The sequence below is a fragment of the Amycolatopsis sp. EV170708-02-1 genome (assembly GCF_022479115.1).
In the GTDB taxonomy this organism is placed as follows: domain Bacteria; phylum Actinomycetota; class Actinomycetes; order Mycobacteriales; family Pseudonocardiaceae; genus Amycolatopsis.
In genome coordinates, this window is sequence record NZ_CP092497.1 from 122,849 (window position 1) to 144,630 (window position 21,782).

Genomic DNA, 21,782 nt, shown 5'->3' on the forward strand with positions numbered 1-21,782 from the left:
CATGTGGGGGTAACGTGATCGATCCACGAACCGAAGCGGTGCTGATCCGCGATCGCCAGACCGGTGTCTTCAAGGATGAAACATCGCGAGTGGCGCGATACGAGTTTCAGCCTGCGAACCAACGGATTCGAATAACCTTCACCGGTCAAGGCAAGGTCTTCCCGTATGGGCAGGATCGCGTGCAGGTCCTGCGCAACGCGGTACGACGCATCGTGACGGGCGAAGACCGGGTCGAAGTCGACGGAGCCCTGTGGGAAAGCGCGACCGAAACCGTCACGTTCTCCGGAGTCGACGGCGCATGGTGCCGGGTCTTCTATCGAACTCGCGCTGGAGAGTCGTACCGGACCTACCCCGCTGCCCAAGTCCGCGTCATCACGTCGGGAACTGCGATACCCCTCGTCAATGCCGTATTGAACTACTGGCGCGCGATCGTGTCCCGCCTCGACTCCGATGATCCCTTGCGATCAGCGTACGACCGGCTCGCCTTCGTCCACCCGGAGAGCGTCCTCAGTTCGTACCTGACAGGAGCGCCGATAGCGTCGCGTCCGCTGGAGGCCGTCCCGATCTTCCCGTTCCGGTGCAATCTCAGTCAACGCGAGGCTGTCGAGAACGCCCTGAGCAGGTCGATCTCTGTCATCGAGGGACCACCGGGAACCGGGAAAACCGAGACGATCCTCAACCTGATCGCCAACATCACCGCCGTCCAGCACAAGACAGTCGGCATCGTCTCGTTCGGCAATGCGGCAGTCGACAACGTTCGCGACAAGCTCGACGAGCTTGGCTTCGGACACGTGCTCGGCAACCTCGGCCGTAAGGAGAAGCGAGAGGAGTTCTTCACGCGGCAGTCGCCCCGAAACGCGGCGGTCTCTCAGTTCGTGTCCGGTGCCCCGCAGCCGCCTGACCCGAGACAGCTGGCGGATCTGGATCGACGACTCCGTGATCTGCAGGAGCACGAACGCTTCCGTGCAGACCGGCGCCAGGCGCTCGACGCGCACCGTCTCGAACTACGGCACTTCGAAGGCCATCTCAACCGGGTACAGCTTCCTGATCTGGAAAAACTCCCGCTACTGAGGAAGTCCGCCGACCGGATCATCGACTACCTGGCCGAGAGTCAGCTAGAACTGACAGGCTCGCGCCCACGAATACTGAGGCGGCTCAGGAACTACTTCAAGTACGGGTCGCTGCGTGCACTCGACAAGGCCGACACCGACGTCGTACTCCGTCTGCAACTGGCGTACTACACCAAACGAATCGCCGAGTTGGAGCACGAGGTCGAGCTTGTCGACGCCCGACTGCAAAAAGCCGCCTTCGAGCAGATCGCTCAAGACCACCAACGGTTGTCCATCCAGCTCCTCCACGCCGAACTCGCCGATCGATACCGAAAACTGTCCCGTACCGACTACAAGGCGGACTCATATCGGAACGGGCGCACGTTCGCGACCTTCATGGAGGACTACCCGGCGTTGTTGAGCACGTGTCATTCACTGCGGGCCAGCATCGCCGACGGATACCTGCTCGACTACCTCATCATCGATGAGGCTTCTCAGGTCAACCTCCTGCTCGCCGGCCTGGCGATGTCGTGCGCCCGCAACGTGATCGTGGTCGGTGACCAAAAGCAGCTTCCGCCCATCCCTGTCGAAGCCGCGGCCGATCTCGCACCGCCGATGCCTGCTTATGACTGCCGACGCCACAACCTCCTGTCCTCGCTTTCGGAGCGGTACGGCGCGGAACTACCAAGTGCGCTGCTGCGAGAACACTATCGATGCGATCCCGCCATCATCGGCTTCTGCAACAAGAAGTTCTACGACGGCGAACTGATCCCGTACACGACGAGCGGCGCCGAGCAGCCGATGATCGTGGTACGGACCGTCGAGGGCAACCACATGCGCCGCCACCACACAGGGGGTCGCTCGAACCAGCGCGAGGTGGACGTCATCAGCCAAGAGGTGATCAGGGATCACTGCCGGGGCTTCACCGACGCGGACATCGGGATCACCACCCCTTACCGACTACAGGCTGACAAGACCCGCGACGTACTCGATCAGATCCAGGCCGACACGGTTCATCGATTCCAAGGCCGCCAAAAGCAGGTGGTCATCCTGACCACCGTTCTGGACGAGACCTGGCGCGGCCATACGGGGCTACCGTTCGTCGACGATCCGCAGATGATCAATGTGGCGGTGTCGCGCGCGGTCCGACGCTTCATCCTCGTTACGAACCACGCCATGATGCCCACCAGTCGTCATATTCAGGACTTGGTCGGGTACATCCGCTATCACAACCCCGGCGACGAAGTCGTCGACAGCACCGTGGTCTCCGTGTTCGATCTGCTCTACAAAGCCTATTCGCAGCGGCTGCGACCACTGGCCGCACGACTCAGGAAGGAACGCAAGTACCTGTCCGAAGACATCATCTGGACCGTGCTGCATGACATCTTCGCCGAGCGGCGTTACGCGCACCTGACGGCCGTTCCTCAGGTACTTCTGAAGAATCTGCTGCCAGATCTTGATCGACTCAACCCGGCCCAAGCCGCTTACGTGAAGAACCGGGCGTCGCTCGACTTCGTGGTGTACAACCGGGTGACCAACCAACCGCTGCTGCCCATCGAGGTCGACGGGTTCGCGTTCCACGAGAACAAGCCGGCCCAGCTGGCGCGGGACGCACTCAAGAACGAGATCTTACGTGTGCACGACCTGCCATTGCTGCGGCTGCCGACCACCGGCAGCGGCGAGCAGCAACGAATCCTGGACGCGCTGGGCAAAGCCGAAGACCACTGGGCGCGTCGATCAGCACAGTGACAGCGTCGGACGGTATCCGCACGTACCGAAGCCACGAGCAAGCAGGTAGATCGACGGAATGCGCTACCCGCTGAACGGTTGATAGGGCATTTTCGGCGGCTGTGCGGGTGGCGCGACAAGGTTGTCGCCTGGCCAAAAGGGACCGCCCTGCGCGACGTAGCCGCGGATGTGAGTCATGAGTTCATCAATATGCCGTTCACGCTCCTGCCACCCCACCTGAACCTGTCGCCCGTCTGGATAATGAAGCGTCAAGGTGGAGGTGGGGCCTTGTGCGAGCAGCGCGGCCATTGCTTCCGGAAGACCCATCGGCATCGCATCGCAGCCTTTGTGGCGAGCGATATGCACGACAGCGTCGACGACCCGTTCCCAGTTCGCGACCACGGGCCACAGCCGTCCGCCGTCAAGCTCGAAGGTCAGCGTGGAGAGAGGCACGAGACAACCCGGTTCGCGGAGCGGAAACTCCGTGAGGCACCTGTACATGCGGCCACCATCGGGCTGCGGAACGGACGGGTGAAGCAAAGTCGTCGCGTGCACGATGGTGGCGTTGATCGGCACCGGGTGCTCTGGAACCCGATAGGGCTCGTGCATCGCCAACAAGTAGACGTCTTTGACCGCCACACGTTCCCCTCGGTCTTCCGGAAGTTCGATCCCCTTCGTCCGCGAAGTATCGCAGACGAAGGATTGTCGTCGGCCGTGTCGGCACGACTACATGATCAGCTCATAATGCCCGGCCCTGGGTAGCGCCGGAGGTGCTGACCGTTCGCGTCGGATCAGATCTCCCACCCGTCGAACTGAGAATAGTTGCCGCAGTTCACCGTCCAGGTGCATGTGTGACACCGACGGCGCTCAGGCGACAGCGTGGGCCGATCAAGGACCGCCAGGGGGCTCGGCGACTTCCACGAGCCTCACCGACGAGGGCCGCGAAGTCTCCTGACTGGGCGGCCGTTCGCCTGACGAGACGACCAACGCGCGTTCAGCGGGTGCTCACCGTGATCCGTCCCGTTGCTCGCCCCTCGCCGAGGTCTGCTCGGGACGTCTCCGGGTGGCGACCGAACGGGGCGGTTCGGCGCGCATGTGGTCGCGGACGCGGGTCATGATGTCGCCCAGCACGTCCAGGTCCTTGCCGGACAGCGGGTCGAACAGCAGCCGGCGCGCCACCTCGATATGCCCGGGCAGCACCTTCGCGACCAGAGCCCGGCCTTCCTCGGTGATGGTGACGACGGTGGCGCGCTGGTCTTCCGCGCTCGGGCCGCGGGTGACCAGGCCCGCCTTCTCGAGCAGGCCCGCCTGATGGGTCAGGCCGCTGCGGCTGTAGACGACGCCGTCGGCCAGCTCCGTCATCGTCGCCTGACCCGTGGAGTCGGCGAGCCGGGCCAGAAGCTCGAACTGGACGTAGCTGATGCCGCCCTCGGCCTGCAGCTGCTGCGTGACGGCGTGCTGCAGCAGGCTGACGGCCTCCATGAGCGCGAAGTAAGTGTTGAGCTGCTCCGGTTCCAGCGCGTCCGACATTCCTCCAGTCTAGTTGCTTCGACATCGAAGCATTGTGGCAACCCTCACACCTTCGACGACTTGCTTCGATATCGAAGCATAGTAGTCTCGAGATTGCTTCGATATTGAAGCAGTTAGGGAGGATGTCATGAAGGCAGTGCGCTATCACCGCTACGGCGGCAGCGAAGTACTGATCCACGAAGTGGCCGAGCGGCCGACGCCTCGAGAGGGGCAGGTGCTGGTGAAAGTGGCCGCCACCTCGTTCAACCCGGTCGACATCGGGATCCGCGCCGGCGGCTTGCAGGAGGTGTTCCCCCTCTCCTTCCCGCACGTGCCGGGTATCGAAGTCGCCGGGACCGTCGCCGAGCTGGGTCCCGGGGTCGGCGGCCATCAGGTCGGGGACGCGGTCGTGGCCTTCCTGCCGATGAACGCCGACGGCGCGGCCGCCGAGTACGCGATCGTTCCGGCCGACGCATTGGCCACCGCGCCGCGGACGGTCGAGCTGGCCGACGCCGCCGCGCTGCCGGTCGGTGGGCTGACCGCCTGGCAGGCGTTGTTCGACGACGCCCGCCTGGAGGCGGGCCAGACGGTCTTGGTCAACGGTGCGGGCGGGGCGGTCGGTGGGTACGCCGTCCAGCTGGCCCACGAAGCGGGCGCGACCGTCACCGCGACATCGAGCCCTCGCCACGAAGACCGCCTTCGCGGCTACGGAGCCGACCGGATCATCGGTCACCTCGACTTCACGGCAGGCCCCCTCTCCGTCGACGGCGGACCGTTCGACGTCGTGGTCAACCTCGTGCCCACCACGCCGGAGGAGACAGCGGCGCTGGTCGGCCTGGTCGCCGACGGCGGCGCGCTGGTCAGCACCACCACTCCCCCGCCGGAGAACACCGCGCGCGGGGTCCGCACCGCTCGCGTGTTCGTCGTCAGCGACGCCGGCCGGCTGGCCGAGCTCGTATCCCGCGTCGACGCGGGAACGCTGCGGATCCATGTCGCCGATCGACGGCCGCTGACGGACCTCCCTGCCGTCCACGACGAGGCGACCGCCGGACGCCTCGCCGGCAAGACCGTCCTGATCCCCTGAAAGCACGAGAGGAACCTGAAATGACCACCGCATTCGACCCCGTCGACCTGGCGGGCAAGCGCCTGCCCAACCGCATCGTGATGTCGCCGATGACGCGCAGCCGTGCCTACGGGCCCGGTGCCACGGTGACCGACCTGACCGCGACCTACTACGCCCAGCGCGCGTCCGCCGGCCTGATCATCACCGAAGGGACCCAGCCTTCGGTGATCGGGCAGGGCTACCCCGACACGCCCGGTCTGCACTCCGCCGGACAGGTCGACGCCTGGCGAGGCGTGACCGAAGCCGTCCACGCCGAGGGCGGCACGATCTTCGCCCAGCTCATGCACACCGGCCGGATCGGCCATCCGAGCCTGCTGCCCGACGGTCTCGTCCCGGTCGGCCCGTCCCCGGTCCGGCCGCAGGGCCAGGTGTTCACCCACCAGGGCATGCAGGATTACGTCACCCCGAAGGAGCTGACCGAGGAGGAAATCCAGGAGACGATCGCCGACTTCGCCCGGGCCGCCGTCAACGCGATCGCCGCCGGTTTCGACGGCGTGGAGATCCACGGCGCGAACGGCTACCTGATCCACCAGTTCCTCGCCCCGAACTCCAACGTGCGGAGCGACGGCTGGGGTGGCTCGGTGACGGGCCGGATCCGGCTCGGCGCCGAGGTCGCCAAGGCGGTCGCGGAGGCCATCGGCGGTGAACGAACCGGTTTCCGCATTTCCCCCGGCAATCCGCTGAACGACATCGCGGAGACCGACCCCGCCGACGTCGAACGCACCTACACGGCTCTGGTCGCCGAGCTCGCGCCGCTCGAGCTGGCCTACCTGCACCTCCTGGAAGGACCCGACCGGGAGCTGACGCGGCGGCTGCGCAAGGACTGGCCAGGTGTGTTCGTCCTCAACCCGTTCACCTATCCGGAGCCGACCGGGCCGGAATCCCTCGACCTGGTCCAGGACGGCACCGCGGACCTGATCTCTTTCGGCGCGCTGTTCCTGGCCAACCCCGACCTGCCCCGCCGCCTCGCCGACGGCGGACCGTTCACCAGCCCCGACAAGGCCACCTTCTACGGCGGCGACCACCGCGGCTACACCGACTATCCGGCACTGCCGGCCTAGGAGACCGAAATGCCGTTCAAGGATTCGGCCGTCGCCTGGCGGCCCGCGCTGCTCGCCCGCACGTTCCAGGCGGTCTACCCGGTCGTCACCCGGCTCGCGCTCAAATCGCCGAAACTGCAGTTCGCGACGAAACCCGTCGCCGGGCCGGAGCGGATCACCATCCCGACCCGGCACGGGGACATCCCCGCCCTGCTCTACTCGCCTCTGCCCGCGGACCTCGAAGCGCAACTCGCAGCGGGGCGCCGTCCGCCTGTCCACCTGCTGGTGCATGGCGGGGCGTTCGTAGTGCGCCACCCGGAGCAGGAGGACAACGTCGCCAGGTACCTGGCCAGCGAGGTCGGCTGCTACGTGGTCCTTCCCGATTACGATGTCGGCCCGCAGGTCCGGTTCCCGGTCGCCGAACAGGAGTGCTACGACGCGTATCTGTGGATTCTCGAACAGGCAGGCACGCGGGGCTGGGACAAGGACCGGGTGTCGGTCGGCGGGGCCAGCGCGGGAGCGAAGCTCTCGCTCAGCGTGCTCGTCCAGGCCCTGCAGGACGGCCAGCCCGCCCCCGTGGCCGCCAGCCTGGAATACGGGGTCTCCGACATCTCCCTCCCCGACGAAAGCCGGACCTCACCGCGGAGAATGCCGATCATCGGCCCGTGGATGATGCGGATGATCCGGGAGACCTACTTCCTCGGGGCCGATCTGACCGACCCGGTGGTATCCCCCGCCAAGTACCCGAAGCTGGGCGACTTCCCGCCGCTGCTGATCCTCACGGGTGGTCTCGACACTCTTCGCCACGACATGCGTGCCCTCGCCGACGAGGCCGGCAAGAACGGCGTCGAAGTCGTCCGTCACGAGTTCGACGACTCCGACCACGGCTTCACCCATGTCAAACCCGTGGAGACCGCCCGCGCCGCCATCACGATGGTCGGCGACCACCTCCGCACCGCCTACGACACCACAACGAATCGAGGCACGGCAGCATGACCGACGTCACGGCGTTCAACGAGCGCACCATCGCCGAATTCCGCCGGAACGACGGAAAAGTGGGCGGGCCGTTCGCGGGCGCACCACTGTTGTTGTTGCACACCACCGGCGCCCGCAGCGGCAAGCCCCGGGTGAATCCGATGATGTACCTGGCCGACGGCGGCCGCTATCTCGTCTTCGCGTCCAAGGCGGGCTCCGATCGCAACCCCGACTGGTACTGGAACCTGCGGGCCGAGCCGCGGGCGCGCATCGAGGTCGGCGACCGGACGCTGGACGTGCGCGCCGTCGAACTGGACGGCGCCGAACGCGACGAAAAGTACCAAGTACAGGCGGAGCACTACCCAGGCTTCGCCGAGTATCAGCGCATGACCGACCGGGTCATCCCGGTCATCGCGCTCGTCCCCGACCGCGACTGACCGGAGGCCGCGGCGGATTCCGGCCGTCCGGCGGCGAAACACGGCTGTACACGAGCGTCGTCTGGACCTACCGTGACGCCGGTCGGAGAAACACCACATCGCAGTGCCGCGATGTGCCGGGAAGACCGCCGAGGTGAAGGCCATGTCGCCGACGAACGCCGCCGGGCCGGGTCCGTGGGACGTGCCGGACTCGATCAGCGAACCGGCCGGGCGGTTGCTGCGGACCGCCGACGTCGACCAGGCGGTGGCGGCGATCACGGAGAACTACCAGCCGGGGCGGCTGGAGATCGCCGACGCGAGACGGCCGCTGGACATGGTCATGTGGACCAACACCCTGCCGAACCTCCGCCTGAACTACCTCTCGTACGGCACGGACGTCATCGTGACGGCACCACCGATGGAGCGGTACGTCCTGTGCTTCCCCGTGACCGGTCGCCTGCGAATCGGTTCCGCACGGACGCAGATCGAGGCTTCGGCGAACCTGCTCGGCACGGCGATCAGCGCCGGTATCCCGATGTTCTTCGAGAAGTGGAGCGACGACTGCCGGGTGCTGACCGTCCGGTTCGCGCCGGTACAGCTGGAGGAACTGCTGACGACCATGCTGGACCGTCCGCTGACCGGACCCATCCGGTTCGACCTCCGGATGGATCTCGCCGATCGGGCCGTACAGCCGCTGCTGCGCACGCTGACCCTGGTGCGCACCGAACTGGACCGCCCCGGCGGGATCGTCTCGGATCCCGCGATGGGCGCCGGGCTCACCCGGTTGGTGATGACCGGGCTCTTGCTGGCCCAGCCGCACAACTACAGCGCCCTGTTACGCCAACCGGCGAAACCCGCCGCTCCGGGTCAGATCCGCGACGCCATCGAATTCATGGAGTCCCATCCGACCGAGATCGCCGGCGTCGCGGATCTGGCCAGGGCGGCCAGGTTGAGCGTGCGGGCACTGGAAGCGGGTTTTCGCAAGCACATCGGGATGCCTCCGATGACCTATCTCCGCAAGATCAGGATGGCCGGGGCGCGGTCCGATCTCGAGCGTGCCGACGCCGCCGCGGCCACGGCGGCGTCGATCGCGCGACGCTGGGGTTTCCACCACTATGGACGGTTCGCGACCGCCTACCGCGAAAGGTACGACGAGGCACCTTCCGACACGTTGCGGAAATAGCGGCCCACCGCGGTCGCATCGGGTGGATCCGTCGCAATCCGGCTCATGCCCGGCGGGAAACGGACCTGTCGACACCGTCATCGTTCCTACGCTGTCCGGCGAGCCAGTCGGTGAGCGTGAAGGAGGGTCACGATGTACCCGGATCTCGAAGACAAAGTCGTCATCGTCACGGGGGCAGGCGGAGGGATCGGCCGCGAAACCGTCAAACGGTTCGTGCGCAACGGCGCCCTGGTCATCGCCGCGGATCTCGACGAGACGGCGGGCCAGGAAACGGTCGCGAGTACAGGTGAGGAAAAGCGCGTGACCTATGTACGCGCCGATGTGAGCGACCCCGAGTCCATGGCACGGCTCGTCGAGCGGACCGTGGAACTCCACGGCCGCCTCGATGTCGCACACAACAATGCCGGGATCGAACTCAACGGTCCCTTGCTCGCCGATGTCACACCCGAACAGTTCAACCGGGTCATCGCCGTCAACCTCTCCGGGGTGTTCCTGGCGATGCGCGCGCAGATCCCCGCGATGGCACAGGGATCCGGCGGCTCCATCATCAACACCTCGTCCGGGCTCGGGGTCGTCGCGTTCGCCGGCCAGTCCGCGTACGTCGCCTCCAAGCACGGGGTCATCGGCTTGACCAAGACCGCGGCACTCGAGTATTCGTCCCGGGGAATCCGCGTCAACGCCCTCCTGCCAGGCGTCGTTCGCACTCCGATGGTCGAGGCCATCGAAAGGGATGTGCCCGGCTTCCTCGAAATGGCGACCGCGAAGCATCCGATCGGCCGGCTCGCGGTACCCGCCGACATCGCGAACGCCGTACTGTGGCTGGCCTCCGAGGCTTCGTCGTTCGTGACCGGCGCCTCGATCGCCGTCGACGGCGGATTCCTCGCCCAATGACCGCGAAAACCGGTACCTCACCGGCGAATACCGGACACCACGCGGACGGTCGGATTCCTATGCTTTTCCCATGGTCAAATCGTGGTTGTTCGACATCTTCAACTATCCTTACGATTCCCGGCCGGAAGGTCTCGATCCGGAATTGGTGCAGGAAGAATACGACTGGCACCTCGAAACCTGGGCGGGCGCGGAAGAGCTCGGCTACGACGGCGTCTTCTTCTCGGAACATCATTTCACCGCGTACAACATGAGTCCTTCGCCGAACCTGCTCGTCTCGGCGGTGGCGCAGCGCACGAACACGATGCACCTCGGCGTGATGTGCAACGTGACCGCCTTCCACAATCCCCGGCGGCTCGCCGAGGAGACCGCGATGCTGGACTACCTGACCAAGGGCAGGCTCGAAGTCGGTCTCGGCCGGGGTTCGGACGACTTCGAGTTCCGGAAAGAAGGCTTTCCCCTCGAAGACACGCGTGCCTGGTTCGAGGAATCGCTCGAACTGATGCACAAGGCGTGGGACCAGCCCCGTTTCACCCACCACGGCCGGTTCTTCGACTACGAGGACGCGTCGATCTATCCGCGGCCGAAGAACCCGCCGAGGATCTGGGTCACCGCGCTGAGCCCCGCCACGATCACCTGGGCGGCCTCCAGGGGATACCGGATGGCGATGTCGTTCCTGCCCAGTTCGGGACTCGCCGCCATGCGCGAGGCGTACAACGAGGCGGCCGCCGTGGCGGGCCATTCCACCTCGCCGGAACAGGTCGCGGTACTTCGCAACATCTTCGTCGCCGACACCGACGAACAGGCTCGAGAACTCGCCGAACCGGCGCTGGATCACGTCTTCCGCCTGTTCAAGGACGCGGCCGTACCCGAGGACATCGACCACATGGCGGAGGGATACGAGGGTTACTCGTCGTTCTTCCGGCCGTTCGTGACCGAGGGCGGCGTGACGTTCGGGGACTGCAGGACGCCGGGATCGTCGTCGTCGGCTCACCGCGGACCGTGCGCGACCAGCTCGTCGCGCAGGTCGAGGAAATCGGCTGTGGGCACCTGCTCAACTGGTTCTCCTTCGGACAGCTGACCAAGGAGCAGACCCAGCGATCGGTGGAGCTGTACGCGAAGGAAGTCATGCCCGCCCTGCGCTCGATCACGAAGGCAGACGAGCGATGAAGTTCTCTTTCCTGTGTTCGCAGATCTACGGCGACACCGCCCACTACCGGACCCAGACCGGCTGGCCGGTGCCCCCGGCGGGCTACCGGGCCGAGATCGGTGAACGCTCCACCGATTTCGCCCTCGATCAGGCCGCGCTGGCCGAAGAGCTCGGTTTCGACATGGTCAGTGTGTCGGAGCACCACTACTGGCCCTCGCTGCCGACCCCCAATCCGGCGGTGCTCGCCGCGGCGTTGACGCAACGCACCAGCCGGGTCCGGATCGGCTGGATGGGCCCGTTGGTGTCGATCGGCAATCCGCTTCGGGTCGCCGAAGAGGCGGCGATGCTCGACCAGCTCAGCCACGGCAGGCTCGATCTGCTGTTGTTGCGCGGGACCCCCAACGAGTTCGTCTCCTACAACACCAACCCCGCCGAATCCCGTGGCCGGACACAGGAGGCGATCGCGCTGATCACCAAGGCACTGACCGAACCACAGCCGTTCGGCTGGCAGGGCCGCTACTACCGCTATCCCACGATCTCGGTGTGGCCGGGGGTTTCCCAGCATCCGCATCCGCCGATCTACGGTTCGGGCAACAGTCCCGAATCCGTCCGCTACGCCGTCGCGCACGGGCACAAGATCGGGATCTCGTTCTATCCCTCGGCCTTGACCGCGAAACTGGTCCGGTCCTATCAGGACGCTTGCGCCGAGGCCGGCCGGAAGACCCGGCCCTCGGACATCCTGTACCGCGCGCACGTCGCCGTCGCCGAGACCGAACGCGACGCCAAGGCGCTGGCCGACAGGTACTACGGCGAGGGCGGGCTCGGCCAGGCCGCGGCGTTCATGGGCCGCGGTGCGACCGTCGCGTCCGAACTGAGGCCGCCACCCCCGACCGAGCTGGGCACCGACGCCGACGGAAAGAACCGCGAAGCCGACGCCAAGGGAACGGCCGCCGGGTTCGCCCTCGGCAAGCTCGACTTCTTCGGCACCCCCGACACCGTGGTGCGGCAGCTGACCGAGTTCTCCGAAGAGAGCGGGGTCGGACTCTTCGACCTCGGTTTCTCCGGCGGCGGCCTGACCGAAGACGAACGCGCCCGCAGCCTGACGCTGTTCGGCCGCGAGGTCATGCCGAAACTCCGGCACCTCGGTGCCGACCGCGACGAGGAGTACGCCGATGCCCAATGAGACCAGCACTCCCGTGACGTTCACCGAATCCCGCCTGCGCGCCGAGGGCTTCGACATCCGCTATCGGGAAGCGGGAACCGGGACGCCGCTGGTGTTCCTGCACGGTGCGGGCGGACCTGCCATCGCGCCGGCGCATGAGATCCTCGCGCGGACTTCCGTGTGATCCTCTTCGAGATGCCCGGATTCGGCGGCTCCCCGGCCGACACCCGCCACGAAACAGCTCGGCAACTCGCCGACACGATGCATGCGGCGGCCCAGCAGGTCGCCGGGGAACTCTACACGCTGGCAGGCACGTCGTTCGGCAGCCGCGTCGCCTCCTGGCAAGCGGTACGGCATCCCGGCGAGGTCGAAGCGCTCGTACTGCTGGCGCCGACCGGGATTCTGCCCGACGGCTTCGTTCCACCGACGGCGGACGCGATGCTCGGCGACCGAGCCGGCCTCTACGCGCACCCTGAGAAGTTCGACACCAGGTCCCCGCTCGACCGTGAGACGGCGCTCAGGCAGGCGGACGTCGTCGGTCGGCTGCTGACCCCGCGCGACGAAGAACTCGAGGAGGCCTATCGCGTCTTGGAGGTGCCGACGCTGCTGCTGTTCGGCACCGAGGACCGGCGCGTCCCCTCGTCGCTGGCGCGCCGTTACCTCGAATTGAACCAGGAGTTCGCCGTGTTGTTCGTCTACGACGCCGCCCACGTGCTCGAAGAGGAACGTCCCGAAGCCACCGCCGACGCGATCGGGAATTTCGCCAGGCACCGGCTCGGGTTCGTCGTCAATCGTGCCGACGAACGGGTCTTCCCGTGACCGGCCGGCTCTCGGGCAAGGTCGCCATCGTGACGGGAGCGGCGGGCGGGATCGGCGCCGCCGTCGCCGGACTGTTCGCCGGTGAAGGCGCGACCGTCGTCGCCACGGACGTCCGCGCCGGCCAGGGCCTCGTCGAGCTCGACGTATCGTCCGAAGTGGACTGGCGCGACGTCGTCGCCCAAGTCGAGCAGGAACACGGCAGACTCGACGTGCTCGTCAACAACGCGGGAATCGGTGCTCCGGACGGCATCGTCGACACCGCGCTGGCCACGTTCAACCACGTCGTCGGGGTCACGCAGACCGGCACCTTCCTCGGCATGCGGGAAGTGATCCCGCCCATGCGGCGCGCCGGTGGCGGTTCGATCGTCAACGTCTGCTCGATCTGGGGCGTCGCCGCCGTGCCCGGGCTCGCCGCCTATCACGCCGCCAAGGGCGCGGTACGGATGCTGAGCAAGAACGCCGCGATCAGCCATGCGCCGGACGGTATCCGGGTCAACGCGGTGTACCCGGGTTTCGTCGACACCCCGTTGACACAGGCCAACGACCCGGCGGCCAACGCGGCGATCATCGGCGTCACCCCACTCGCCCGCGCGGCCCAGCCCAGCGAAATCGCCTACGGCTGCCTGTTCCTCGCCTCCGACGAAGCGAGCTTCGTGACGGGTGCCGACCTCGCGATCGACGGCGGCTACCTCGCCCGCTGAAAGGAATCCACCGTGGACTTCATCCGCAGGTTCGACCCCGATCGACTGGCCGGGGACAGGTTCGACCACCACCCGCTCGCCGACTTCGAGAGCTGCCTGATCGAGGGCGTCCGGGCACCGCACGGAGCGGTGGCCTACGAGCGCCACAAACACGACGACGCCGACCAGCTCTACTACATTCTGGACGGCCGGATGTCGTTGGACCTCGACGGTGTCCACCACGACGTCGATGCCGGGTCGGTCGTGTTCATCCCCGCCGGGACCCCGCACCGCAACCACTATCCCCATGACGGGACCGAACTCCACCTCGACGTCATGGTGGCTCCCCCACCACGCGGCCGGCCGCTGGCCACCCCGGCCGAACCGGACGAACGAGGTGGTCCCGGCACCGGCTACGTCCGCGCCGCCGAAGACATCCCGGGCATGGAAGTCCTGCCGGGCTTCCACATGCGTGTCCTCGCCGACCGGGAAACAGGCAGCGGCCGGGTGTCCTTCCGGCTCGCGACGGTCGAACCCGATTCGCCCGGCACACCCTGGCATATCCACGACTTCGACCAGTTCTACTTCATCCTCGACGGCACTCTCGACATCGACATCGCCGACCGGCACTACCGCGCGGTGAAGAACGACCTCGTCGTCCTGCCCGCCGGTGTCCCGCATCGCAACCGCAACGCCGGGCCGGGCCCGGAAAGCCATCTCGTCCTGCTGGTGCCCGAACCCCTCCCCGGGACGCCGCCCGATCGCGAGGTCGACTTCGCCGCCACCACCCGCAGCTTCGGCTGAGGCAGAAAGGAACCCCGAACCATGGCAACGATGACCGTGGACGGCGACGTCCGCCTCCACTACCGGCTGGCAGGCACCGGGCCCGCGGTGGTGTTCCACCCCGGCTTCGCCAACACCCTCGACATCTGGAACTGGGTCGTGCGCGAACTCGTCCCCGACCGCACGTGCGTGACCTTCGATCCGCGCGGCCACGGTGCGTCGGACAAACCCGATTCCACCTACACGCTCGACGAACTCGCCGCGGACACGGGGGCATTGCTCGCCCACCTCGACCTCGCCGACGTCACCCTCGTCGGGCACTCCCTCGGCGGGGCCGTCGCCTTCCAGACCGCGCTCAAGCACGACGACGGGCGGATCGCGCGACTCGCCCTGCTCTCACCCGCGATCCCGACCTTCGTCGCCGCCGGCGACCTCGGCATCGGCGTTCCCCGCGAGGAATTCTCCGCCATGCGGCAAGGATTGGGCGCCGGGATGGCCTCGATGGTCTTGGGCATGGCCGAATTCTTCTTCCACCGTACCGACGACGCCACCGCGCGCTGGCTGCTGGAGAAATGCCTGGAGATGCCGGTCCACCTCGCGGAACGGTACTTCGCGCAACTCGGCACCATCGATTTCCGGCCGGTGCTGGCCGACGTCGGGGTCCCGGTGCTGACGGCGTGGGGCGAACACGACCGGATGGCCGACCTGCGGTGGGTGGAGTGGCTGCGGGCGGCGAACCTGCCGGGCTGGTCGGTGGAAACGCTGGCGCACAGCGGGCACGGGATGATGGTCGACGAACCGGAGGCACTCGCCGCTCTGCTGCGGGACTTCGGCGGGAGCCGGTCATGACCGGCGACCTGCGTGCCCTCTTCACCGACGTCATGGCCGCGGTACCCACCCCGGTGTCGGTGGTGACCGCGATGGACGGGGACCGTCCACACGGGACGACGGTCAGCGCGTTCGCCTCGCTGTCCTTGGAACCGCCCATGGTCCTCGTCGCCCTCGACCAGCGTTCGGATCTGCTGAAAGTCGTACGAGCGACGAGGCGGTTCGGGCTGAACGTCCTCGCCGGCACACAATCCCCGCTCGCGATGGCCTTCGCGCGCAAGGGCGAGACGAAGTTCGAAGGGGTCGCGTGGCACCGGGCGGACGACCTGCCCCTGCTCGACGGCGTCTCGGGCTGGCTCGCCTGCGACGTGTCCGACCTGACCGACGGCGGCGACCACGTGGTCGCGCTGGGGTCGGTCGTAGCGGCGCACCTGGGCGACGCCGTCCCGCTGACCTACCACGCCCGCACCTTCGGCACCCCGGTCGCGCTCGACGGAGCGACGCGATGACCGGGAGCTCCTCCGCCGACGCCGTCGAGCGCGCCGTATCCGCGCTCGCCGGTGGCGGACTGGTCGTCGTGGTCGACGACGCCGATCGCGAGAACGAAGGCGACCTCGTCATGGTCGCCGAATTCGTCACCGCCGAGCAGATGGCGTTCCTCGTCCGGCACACCACCGGGATCGTCTGCGTACCGATGCCCGGCGAACGCTGCGACGAACTCGGCCTGCCCCAGATGGTCGCGGACAACACCGACACCCATGGCACCGCGTTCACCGTGACCGTCGACCACGCCGGTACCGGCACCGGCGTGTCCGCGGCCGACCGTGCCGGGACCGTGCGCGCCTTGGCGGACCCCCACACCACCCCGGACCACCTGCGGCGGCCGGGCCACGTGTTCCCGCTCCGCGCCCGGCCCGGTGGCGTGCTGAGCAGAGCGGGGCACACCGAAGCCGCGGTCGACCTCGCGAAGCTGGCCGGTGGCAGCGGGGTCGCGGTGATCGGGGAACTCGTCGCCCCCGACGGATCGATGCTGCGCGGGGACCTGCTGGCCGCTTTCGCCACCTATCATGACCTGCCGGTGCTGACGGTCGCGGAGCTCATCCGGTACCGGCGAACCACCGAATGCCTCGTGGAGCACGTCGCCGATGCCACCCTGCCAACGAGGTTCGGCGAATTCCGCGCTCGGGCGTACCGGTCCACCTCGGATGGATCGGAACATCTCGCGATCACCCTCGGCGACGTGTCCGCGGCCGGGAGCACACGGGACGGTGTGCTCGCCCGCGTGCACAGCGAATGCCTCACCGGCGACGTGTTCGGCTCGCTACGGTGCGACTGCGGAACACAGCTCGATCAAGCCCTGCGAACGATCCAGGCCGAGGGCCGCGGCGTGGTCGTGTACCTGCGCGGGCACGAAGGCCGTGGAATCGGTCTCGCGCACAAGATCCGGGCCTACTCTCTCCAGGAGCAGGGACTGGACACAGTGGACGCCAACGTCGCACAAGGCCTTCCCGTCGACTCGCGCAGTTACGACGTGGGTGCGCACATCCTCGCGAAGCTGGGTGTGCGGCGGCTGCGGCTGATCACCAACAACCCGGCCAAGTACGCCGGGCTGGACTCCTACGGCCTGGAGATCGTCGGCCGGGTCGCCCTTCCGGCGGTGACCACGGCCGAGAACCTGAGCTACCTGCACACCAAGAAAGAGCGGCTGGGCCACCTGCTCGACATCCGGAGGAGCAGCTGATGAGCCACCTCGACGACCGTCGTTTCCACGGGTTCGGCCCGCGGCCCGACGGCCTCTACGCCCTGGACGGGGTCCGGATGAACGCCGCCGACCTTCCCCGCGAGATCGTCGCGCTCATCCCCGACGTCGTCGCGGCCGCCGAAGAACCGTTCGTCGGTGTCACCACCGACGGCATCCCCGTCCCCGATCTGTTCGCACTGCAGGACGAAGGTTTCGATCCTCGGCCTGCCGCGCGCGCGGCAGGCCGGTTCCTGGCGGACCTCACTCCCACGCAAAGGTCGACGGCGTGGTTCGACATCGGCGCGAAACACTGGCGTTTGTGGACCAACGCCTTCCCGACCTGGGAGCCGCACGGCGTGTTGCTCGAAGATCTCGAACCCGGGCAGCGTGACACCGCCTTCGCGGTCATGGAGGCGAGCCTGTCCGCGAAGGGATTCGCGGACGCGCGGGCCGCCATGGCCCTCAACGCCGCGCTCGGTGAGCTGATCCGGCAATATCCGGACACGCTGACGGAATACAATTACTTCTTCGCCGTCTACGGCACACCATCGGACACCGCCCCGTGGGGCTGGCAGCTCTGGGGCCACCATCTCGTCCTGCACTGCTTCGTCCTAGGCGGCCAGATCGTACTCACCCCCGCCTTCATCGGCGCCGAACCGACCATCGCGGACCGCGGACCCCATCAAGGGACCCGGCTTTTCGACGCCGAACGGGAAGCAGGCCTGGCCCTGCGGAACAGTCTCGACCGCCGGCAAGCAGGCCGTGCCGTCCTCCATCGGTCACTGCTGTCCGCCGAACTGCCTGCCGACCTGGTCAACTTCGTGGACGGGCGGCACAAGGGCGGAGCGGGGAGGGACAACCGAGTCATCCCTTACGAAGGTCTACGCTCCGACGCCCTCTCTCCAGGGCAGCGGGACCTGCTCCTCGCGCTGATCGGCACCTACGCCGGCCGCGCGCCGGAAGGTCCGGCGGCCGCGCTGATGACCCGCGTCCGCGCGCACCTCGACGAGACGTACCTGACGTGGATCGGCGGGGACACCGATGCGGACGCCTTCTACTACAAGGTGCACAGCCCGGTGCTGCTCATCGAGTTCGACTGCCATCAGGGCGTGTTCCTCGACAACGAGGAGCCGGAGCCGTTCCACGTGCACACGATCGTGCGCACTCCCAACGGTGGCGACTACGGCCAGGACCTCCTGCGTCGCCACTACGCACTGCACCACCACGGCACACACAAGCCGTAAACGCCCAGGAGACAAGGAAACCCATGCGCATCGCCAACCTCGACGGACGGCTGGTCCTCGTCGAAACCGTCGACGGCGCCGAACTGGCCGTCGACGTCGAGACGCTCAGCGACGGCCGGTTCAGCGCTGTCCCCCACCAGGTCTATCAACGCTGGGATGAATTCCGGCACTGGGCCGACGGTGCGGCCCGCCACGGCGGGGCACCGATCGACCAGTCGCGACTCGGCGCGCCGTCACCGGCCCCGCGCCAGGTGTTCGCGATCGGACTCAACTACGCGGAACACGTCCAGGAATCGGGAAGCACGATGCCGGCCGACGACCCGGCCGTGTTCACCAAGTTCCCCTCGTGCATCACCGGACCTTACGGCGAGATCGCGTTGCCGCCGCACGGCCATACCGACTGGGAGGTCGAACTCGTCGCGATCATCGGACGGCGGGCACACCACGTGTCGATCGAAGACGCGCTGGATCACGTCGCCGGCTATGCGATCGGACAGGACATCTCGGAACGGATCCTCCAGATGGCCACGCGGCCTCCCCAGTTCAGCCTCGGCAAGTCACTGCCCGGCTTCGGGCCGATCGGTCCCTGGCTCGTCACTCTCGACGAGTTCATCGATCCGAACGACCTCGAGCTGGGCTGCTCGCTCAACGGCGAACCCGTCCAGCTCGCCCGGACGAGCGAGTTGATCTTCCCGGTGCCCGCCCTGATCGCGAAGCTGTCCGAAGCCGTGATCCTCCTGCCCGGAGACGTGATCTTCACCGGCACTCCGTCGGGTGTGGGGCTCGGGAGGACACCGCAGCGGTGGCTCCGGGACGGTGACGTGCTCACCAGCCATGTCGAGGGCATCGGCGAGCTCCGGCATCGGTTCGCCGTCCGGCGGAATGCCTGACCGGCAGGTGGCGATGACGAAACAGAACCGGGCGCGGGTCGCGGGGATGGCCGGCTTCGTCCTGGCGCTGCACCTGCTGGGGTGGGGTCTGCTGCTGCTCGCGGTCGTCCCCGGCGGCTATCACATCGGACCGGCGGACGTCTTCGGCGTGGGTCTCGGCGTCACCGCGTACCTTCTCGGCGCGAGGCACGCGTTCGACGCCGACCACGTCGCCGCGATCGACAACACCACGCGCAAGCTGATGTCCGAAGGCCGCACCGCTCCGACCGTCGGGTTCTGGTTCGCCCTCGGTCACTCCACCGTCGTCATCGGCCTGTGTGTGCTTCTCGTGTTCGGCGCGCAGGCGCTCGCCGGTCCGGTGGCCGACGACGGATCCGCGCTGCACAACACCACCGGAGTCATCGGCAGCCTGGTCTCCGGCATGTTCCTTCTGCTCATCGGGCTGGTCAACCTGCTCGCGCTGCGGCACATCCTGCGCATGGTGCGACGGATGCGGCGGGGTGAGTACGACGACGCCGAACTGGAGCGGCGGCTGGACGAACGCGGTTTCCTGGCCAGGCTGCTGCGCGGCGTGATCGGCAGGATCCGCGAACCGACACATATGTACCCGCTGGGGTTCCTGTTCGGGCTCGGATTCGACACCGCGACCGAGGTTTCGCTGCTGATCCTGGCCGGCGGTGCCGCGGCCGGCAGGCTGCCGTGGTTCGCCATCCTGACGCTCCCGGTCCTGTTCACCGCGGGCATGACCCTGTTCGACGGGCTGAACGGCTTCGTCATGACCTACGCCTATGGCTGGTCCTACGCCTCGCCCGCACGGAAGGTGTACTACAACCTGGTGATCACCGGGCTGTCCGTGGCCATCGCGCTTCTGATCGGCGGGCACCAGCTCGTCGGGCTACTGGCCGAGCGGCTGCACGTCACCGACGGCCCGCCGGCCTGGATCGCCGGACTGGACCTCGGCACGCTGGGCTTCGTCATCGTCGGGATGTTCCTGCTCACGTGGATCGCCGCGGTGACCGTATGGCGATTCGGCAAGGTCGAGCAGCGCTGGGCGCCCCGCTCCCCCGCGGAATGACCTTCATCCGCCAGACCGCGCGGTTTCATCCGTTTGCCGGTCAACCTCACGGCCTCGCAAGGCGTAAGTGTGTCGTTACGTCCAGAAGCGAAAGGGTCGCCGGCGAGGGGAATCGCATCCGTGGCGGACAACTGGAAAACGATCAACGGAAACCGGGTCAACCTGGGGTCGAAGAACGGCGGGAAGGTCGCGGCGGTCGCGGCCGGCCTGGTGATCGCCGGGGTAGGGGGTGCAGGCGGGCTGGGGGCGTTGGGCGGCTCCGCCGGTTCCGGCGCGGGCGCCGGAGCGGAGGCCCTCTCGGGTAATACCGGTGGCGTCGCGGACGCGCTGCCCGGCAGGTCACTGAAGACACGGCGGGCGGAAGGCCGGGAATCGGCCAAGCGCGGCAACACCACCGAGGCATGGGGACGGCTGCGATTCAAGGAGCTCAGACGGGCACCCCGCAAGGCCCTGCGCCAGGCCGACTGCGTCGCGGCGGCCTCGGACGAAGTCCGGGACTTCCTGATCACCACACCGTGCACGTCGCTGGACGGAATGCTGCTGGCCGTGGGCGACGGCCACGGCAACGCCGCGGTCATTTCCGTGGTCCGCGTCGGGTTCGCCACCAAGAAGCGGGCACGCGACTTCGAGAAAGTCGAAGCGGTGCAGGGCAGCGGTGACATCCGGCCGTTCGACGTCGCGACGGCTTTGGGGATCACCGGCGTCACCATGACCGGCCATCACTACCATGCCCGGCCGGACGGCACCGCCATGGTCATCGCCGAAGCCGACGCCGCCGACGGCCGCGTCGACAAGCAGACCCTCGACGCCTTGGCCGACGTCGCGGCCCACCTTCCTGTTCGGTAGCTGTCGCTCGCCTCGCTTCGGCGCTCATGACGGTTCTCGGCGAGCGCCCCGGCCGTTGAGGATGTCCCTGATCCGATCGAGCGCCGTGGCGTCCTCGATCGTCGAAGGGACCGGTTCGTCCCTCCCTTCCGCGATACCCCGCATCGTCTTCCGGAGGATCTTGCCCGACCGGGTCTTCGGCAAGCGCCGTCGTCAACCGGTCGAGCCGCTCGGCCACGCGACCTGCGGCATCGAAGCGTCGATGAGCGGCGAAGCGGTGGCAGAGTCGCAGTGACCACCGAGCACCGGTGCACGCGCCACATCCCTTGCTGAGGTACCCCGTTTGAGGGAGCGTCCGGGTTACTCCGGGTACCACTTCCAGCGAGTTTGCTCTCGCCATCAAACTGTTACCCCAGTCGGACTAACGGCGTCGTATCTTTCGGACCAACACCTCTGACGGTTACCACCTAACGGAAGAGAGCAGCAAGCAGTCTCGCACCTTTCCCGCGGTCGGCGCGGCCACGGAGTCCCCCAAAGGAGCGAGTAAGGCGAGATCGAACTCGCCAGGTCGCGTCATCGGCGTACATCCCGGCCCCTCGCCGGGATCGCGCGACATCGTGAAAATTCCTTTGCCGGGCAAGGCAACGGGTTCCTTCGTCCGATATGGACAAGCA

The 21,782-nt window shown here is 67.3% G+C and carries 22 protein-coding genes; 20 read left to right on the forward strand and 2 right to left on the reverse strand.

Annotated features, from left to right (window positions below; translation table 11 throughout):
• Nucleotides 1-14: 14 nt before the first annotated feature.
• Complete coding sequence (locus tag MJQ72_RS00530; protein ID WP_240597019.1) at nucleotides 15-2,798, forward strand: AAA domain-containing protein; 2,784 nt, start codon at nucleotides 15-17, stop codon at nucleotides 2,796-2,798.
• Between the two features lie 63 nt (nucleotides 2,799-2,861).
• Here MJQ72_RS00530 and MJQ72_RS00535 read toward each other — a convergent pair whose 3' ends face one another.
• A complete protein-coding gene (locus tag MJQ72_RS00535) occupies nucleotides 2,862-3,416 on the reverse strand; it encodes a hypothetical protein (protein WP_240597020.1) in 555 nt (184 codons plus the stop codon).
• 366 nt (nucleotides 3,417-3,782) lie between these two features.
• Nucleotides 3,783-4,307 carry a MarR family winged helix-turn-helix transcriptional regulator gene (locus MJQ72_RS00540; RefSeq protein WP_240597021.1) on the reverse strand — a complete coding sequence of 175 codons (525 nt, stop codon included), beginning with the start codon at nucleotides 4,305-4,307 and terminating at the stop codon, nucleotides 3,783-3,785.
• Nucleotides 4,308-4,434: 127 nt separating this feature from the next.
• On the opposite strand from MJQ72_RS00540, the gene MJQ72_RS00545 reads away from it, so the two are divergent.
• The 19 genes from MJQ72_RS00545 (at nucleotide 4,435) to MJQ72_RS00635 (ending at nucleotide 21,129) form a co-directional block, all read left to right on the forward strand.
• Nucleotides 4,435-5,370 (forward strand): NADP-dependent oxidoreductase, encoded by a 936-nt coding sequence (locus tag MJQ72_RS00545; protein WP_240597022.1) that lies wholly within the window; start codon nucleotides 4,435-4,437, stop codon nucleotides 5,368-5,370.
• Nucleotides 5,371-5,390: 20 nt separating this feature from the next.
• Nucleotides 5,391-6,470, forward strand: coding sequence for an alkene reductase (locus MJQ72_RS00550; RefSeq protein ID WP_240597023.1), 1,080 nt, complete (start codon nucleotides 5,391-5,393; stop codon nucleotides 6,468-6,470).
• Nucleotides 6,471-6,479: 9 nt separating this feature from the next.
• Complete coding sequence (locus tag MJQ72_RS00555) at nucleotides 6,480-7,445, forward strand: alpha/beta hydrolase (protein WP_240597024.1); 966 nt, start codon at nucleotides 6,480-6,482, stop codon at nucleotides 7,443-7,445.
• Nucleotides 7,442-7,861: a nitroreductase family deazaflavin-dependent oxidoreductase gene (locus MJQ72_RS00560; protein WP_240597025.1), complete on the forward strand. Its 420-nt coding sequence runs from the start codon at nucleotides 7,442-7,444 to the stop codon at nucleotides 7,859-7,861. Before MJQ72_RS00555 ends, MJQ72_RS00560 begins: the two co-directional genes overlap by 4 nt.
• Nucleotides 7,862-8,003: 142 nt before the next feature.
• Nucleotides 8,004-9,023: an AraC family transcriptional regulator gene (locus MJQ72_RS00565; RefSeq protein ID WP_240597026.1), complete on the forward strand. Its 1,020-nt coding sequence runs from the start codon at nucleotides 8,004-8,006 to the stop codon at nucleotides 9,021-9,023.
• A gap of 132 nt (nucleotides 9,024-9,155) precedes the next feature.
• Entirely contained in the window at nucleotides 9,156-9,914 is a 759-nt protein-coding gene (locus MJQ72_RS00570) for an SDR family NAD(P)-dependent oxidoreductase (RefSeq protein WP_240597027.1), read from the forward strand.
• A 70-nt stretch (nucleotides 9,915-9,984) separates the two neighbouring features.
• Nucleotides 9,985-10,992, forward strand: a complete 1,008-nt coding sequence (locus MJQ72_RS00575; protein WP_240597028.1) for an LLM class flavin-dependent oxidoreductase — start codon at nucleotides 9,985-9,987, stop codon at nucleotides 10,990-10,992.
• Nucleotides 10,993-11,077: 85 nt separating this feature from the next.
• Entirely contained in the window at nucleotides 11,078-12,244 is a 1,167-nt protein-coding gene (locus MJQ72_RS00580) for an LLM class flavin-dependent oxidoreductase (RefSeq protein WP_240597029.1), read from the forward strand.
• A complete protein-coding gene (locus MJQ72_RS00585; protein WP_240597030.1) occupies nucleotides 12,234-12,407 on the forward strand; it encodes an alpha/beta fold hydrolase in 174 nt (57 codons plus the stop codon). The genes MJQ72_RS00580 and MJQ72_RS00585 overlap by 11 nt, the downstream gene beginning before the upstream one ends.
• A complete protein-coding gene (locus MJQ72_RS00590) occupies nucleotides 12,404-13,042 on the forward strand; it encodes an alpha/beta fold hydrolase (protein WP_240597031.1) in 639 nt (212 codons plus the stop codon). Before MJQ72_RS00585 ends, MJQ72_RS00590 begins: the two co-directional genes overlap by 4 nt.
• Nucleotides 13,039-13,743: an SDR family oxidoreductase gene (locus tag MJQ72_RS00595; RefSeq protein ID WP_240597032.1), complete on the forward strand. Its 705-nt coding sequence runs from the start codon at nucleotides 13,039-13,041 to the stop codon at nucleotides 13,741-13,743. The genes MJQ72_RS00590 and MJQ72_RS00595 overlap by 4 nt, the downstream gene beginning before the upstream one ends.
• Before the next feature lie 12 nt (nucleotides 13,744-13,755).
• Nucleotides 13,756-14,526 (forward strand): cupin domain-containing protein, encoded by a 771-nt coding sequence (locus MJQ72_RS00600; RefSeq protein ID WP_240597033.1) that lies wholly within the window; start codon nucleotides 13,756-13,758, stop codon nucleotides 14,524-14,526.
• A 21-nt stretch (nucleotides 14,527-14,547) separates the two neighbouring features.
• A complete protein-coding gene (locus tag MJQ72_RS00605) occupies nucleotides 14,548-15,354 on the forward strand; it encodes an alpha/beta fold hydrolase (RefSeq protein WP_240597034.1) in 807 nt (268 codons plus the stop codon).
• Entirely contained in the window at nucleotides 15,351-15,842 is a 492-nt protein-coding gene (locus MJQ72_RS00610; RefSeq protein WP_240597035.1) for a flavin reductase family protein, read from the forward strand. The genes MJQ72_RS00605 and MJQ72_RS00610 overlap by 4 nt, the downstream gene beginning before the upstream one ends.
• Nucleotides 15,839-17,074, forward strand: a complete 1,236-nt coding sequence (locus MJQ72_RS00615; protein ID WP_240597036.1) for a bifunctional 3,4-dihydroxy-2-butanone-4-phosphate synthase/GTP cyclohydrolase II — start codon at nucleotides 15,839-15,841, stop codon at nucleotides 17,072-17,074. Before MJQ72_RS00610 ends, MJQ72_RS00615 begins: the two co-directional genes overlap by 4 nt.
• Nucleotides 17,074-18,318 (forward strand): DUF3500 domain-containing protein, encoded by a 1,245-nt coding sequence (locus MJQ72_RS00620; protein ID WP_240597037.1) that lies wholly within the window; start codon nucleotides 17,074-17,076, stop codon nucleotides 18,316-18,318. The genes MJQ72_RS00615 and MJQ72_RS00620 overlap by 1 nt, the downstream gene beginning before the upstream one ends.
• Before the next feature lie 23 nt (nucleotides 18,319-18,341).
• Entirely contained in the window at nucleotides 18,342-19,208 is an 867-nt protein-coding gene (locus tag MJQ72_RS00625) for a fumarylacetoacetate hydrolase family protein (RefSeq protein WP_240597038.1), read from the forward strand.
• Nucleotides 19,209-19,221: 13 nt separating this feature from the next.
• A complete protein-coding gene (locus MJQ72_RS00630) occupies nucleotides 19,222-20,283 on the forward strand; it encodes a HoxN/HupN/NixA family nickel/cobalt transporter (protein ID WP_240597039.1) in 1,062 nt (353 codons plus the stop codon).
• Between the two features lie 120 nt (nucleotides 20,284-20,403).
• Nucleotides 20,404-21,129, forward strand: coding sequence for a hypothetical protein (locus MJQ72_RS00635; RefSeq protein WP_240597040.1), 726 nt, complete (start codon nucleotides 20,404-20,406; stop codon nucleotides 21,127-21,129).
• Nucleotides 21,130-21,782 lie beyond the last annotated feature (653 nt).

Excerpts from the sequence above, each read along its gene's own strand:
- MJQ72_RS00540 (WP_240597021.1), bottom strand. The coding sequence starts at position 4,307 with ATGTCGGACGCGCTGGAACCGGAGCAGCTCAACACTTACTTCGCGCTC.
- MJQ72_RS00545 (WP_240597022.1), top strand. The coding sequence starts at position 4,435 with ATGAAGGCAGTGCGCTATCACCGCTACGGCGGCAGCGAAGTACTGATC.
- MJQ72_RS00550 (WP_240597023.1), top strand. The coding sequence starts at position 5,391 with ATGACCACCGCATTCGACCCCGTCGACCTGGCGGGCAAGCGCCTGCCC.
- MJQ72_RS00555 (WP_240597024.1), top strand. The coding sequence starts at position 6,480 with ATGCCGTTCAAGGATTCGGCCGTCGCCTGGCGGCCCGCGCTGCTCGCC.
- MJQ72_RS00560 (WP_240597025.1), top strand. The coding sequence starts at position 7,442 with ATGACCGACGTCACGGCGTTCAACGAGCGCACCATCGCCGAATTCCGC.
- MJQ72_RS00565 (WP_240597026.1), top strand. The coding sequence starts at position 8,004 with ATGTCGCCGACGAACGCCGCCGGGCCGGGTCCGTGGGACGTGCCGGAC.
- MJQ72_RS00570 (WP_240597027.1), top strand. The coding sequence starts at position 9,156 with ATGTACCCGGATCTCGAAGACAAAGTCGTCATCGTCACGGGGGCAGGC.
- MJQ72_RS00575 (WP_240597028.1), top strand. The coding sequence starts at position 9,985 with ATGGTCAAATCGTGGTTGTTCGACATCTTCAACTATCCTTACGATTCC.
- MJQ72_RS00580 (WP_240597029.1), top strand. The coding sequence starts at position 11,078 with ATGAAGTTCTCTTTCCTGTGTTCGCAGATCTACGGCGACACCGCCCAC.
- MJQ72_RS00585 (WP_240597030.1), top strand. The coding sequence starts at position 12,234 with ATGCCCAATGAGACCAGCACTCCCGTGACGTTCACCGAATCCCGCCTG.
- MJQ72_RS00605 (WP_240597034.1), top strand. The coding sequence starts at position 14,548 with ATGGCAACGATGACCGTGGACGGCGACGTCCGCCTCCACTACCGGCTG.
- MJQ72_RS00610 (WP_240597035.1), top strand. The coding sequence starts at position 15,351 with ATGACCGGCGACCTGCGTGCCCTCTTCACCGACGTCATGGCCGCGGTA.
- MJQ72_RS00615 (WP_240597036.1), top strand. The coding sequence starts at position 15,839 with ATGACCGGGAGCTCCTCCGCCGACGCCGTCGAGCGCGCCGTATCCGCG.
- MJQ72_RS00620 (WP_240597037.1), top strand. The coding sequence starts at position 17,074 with ATGAGCCACCTCGACGACCGTCGTTTCCACGGGTTCGGCCCGCGGCCC.
- MJQ72_RS00625 (WP_240597038.1), top strand. The coding sequence starts at position 18,342 with ATGCGCATCGCCAACCTCGACGGACGGCTGGTCCTCGTCGAAACCGTC.
- MJQ72_RS00630 (WP_240597039.1), top strand. The coding sequence starts at position 19,222 with ATGACGAAACAGAACCGGGCGCGGGTCGCGGGGATGGCCGGCTTCGTC.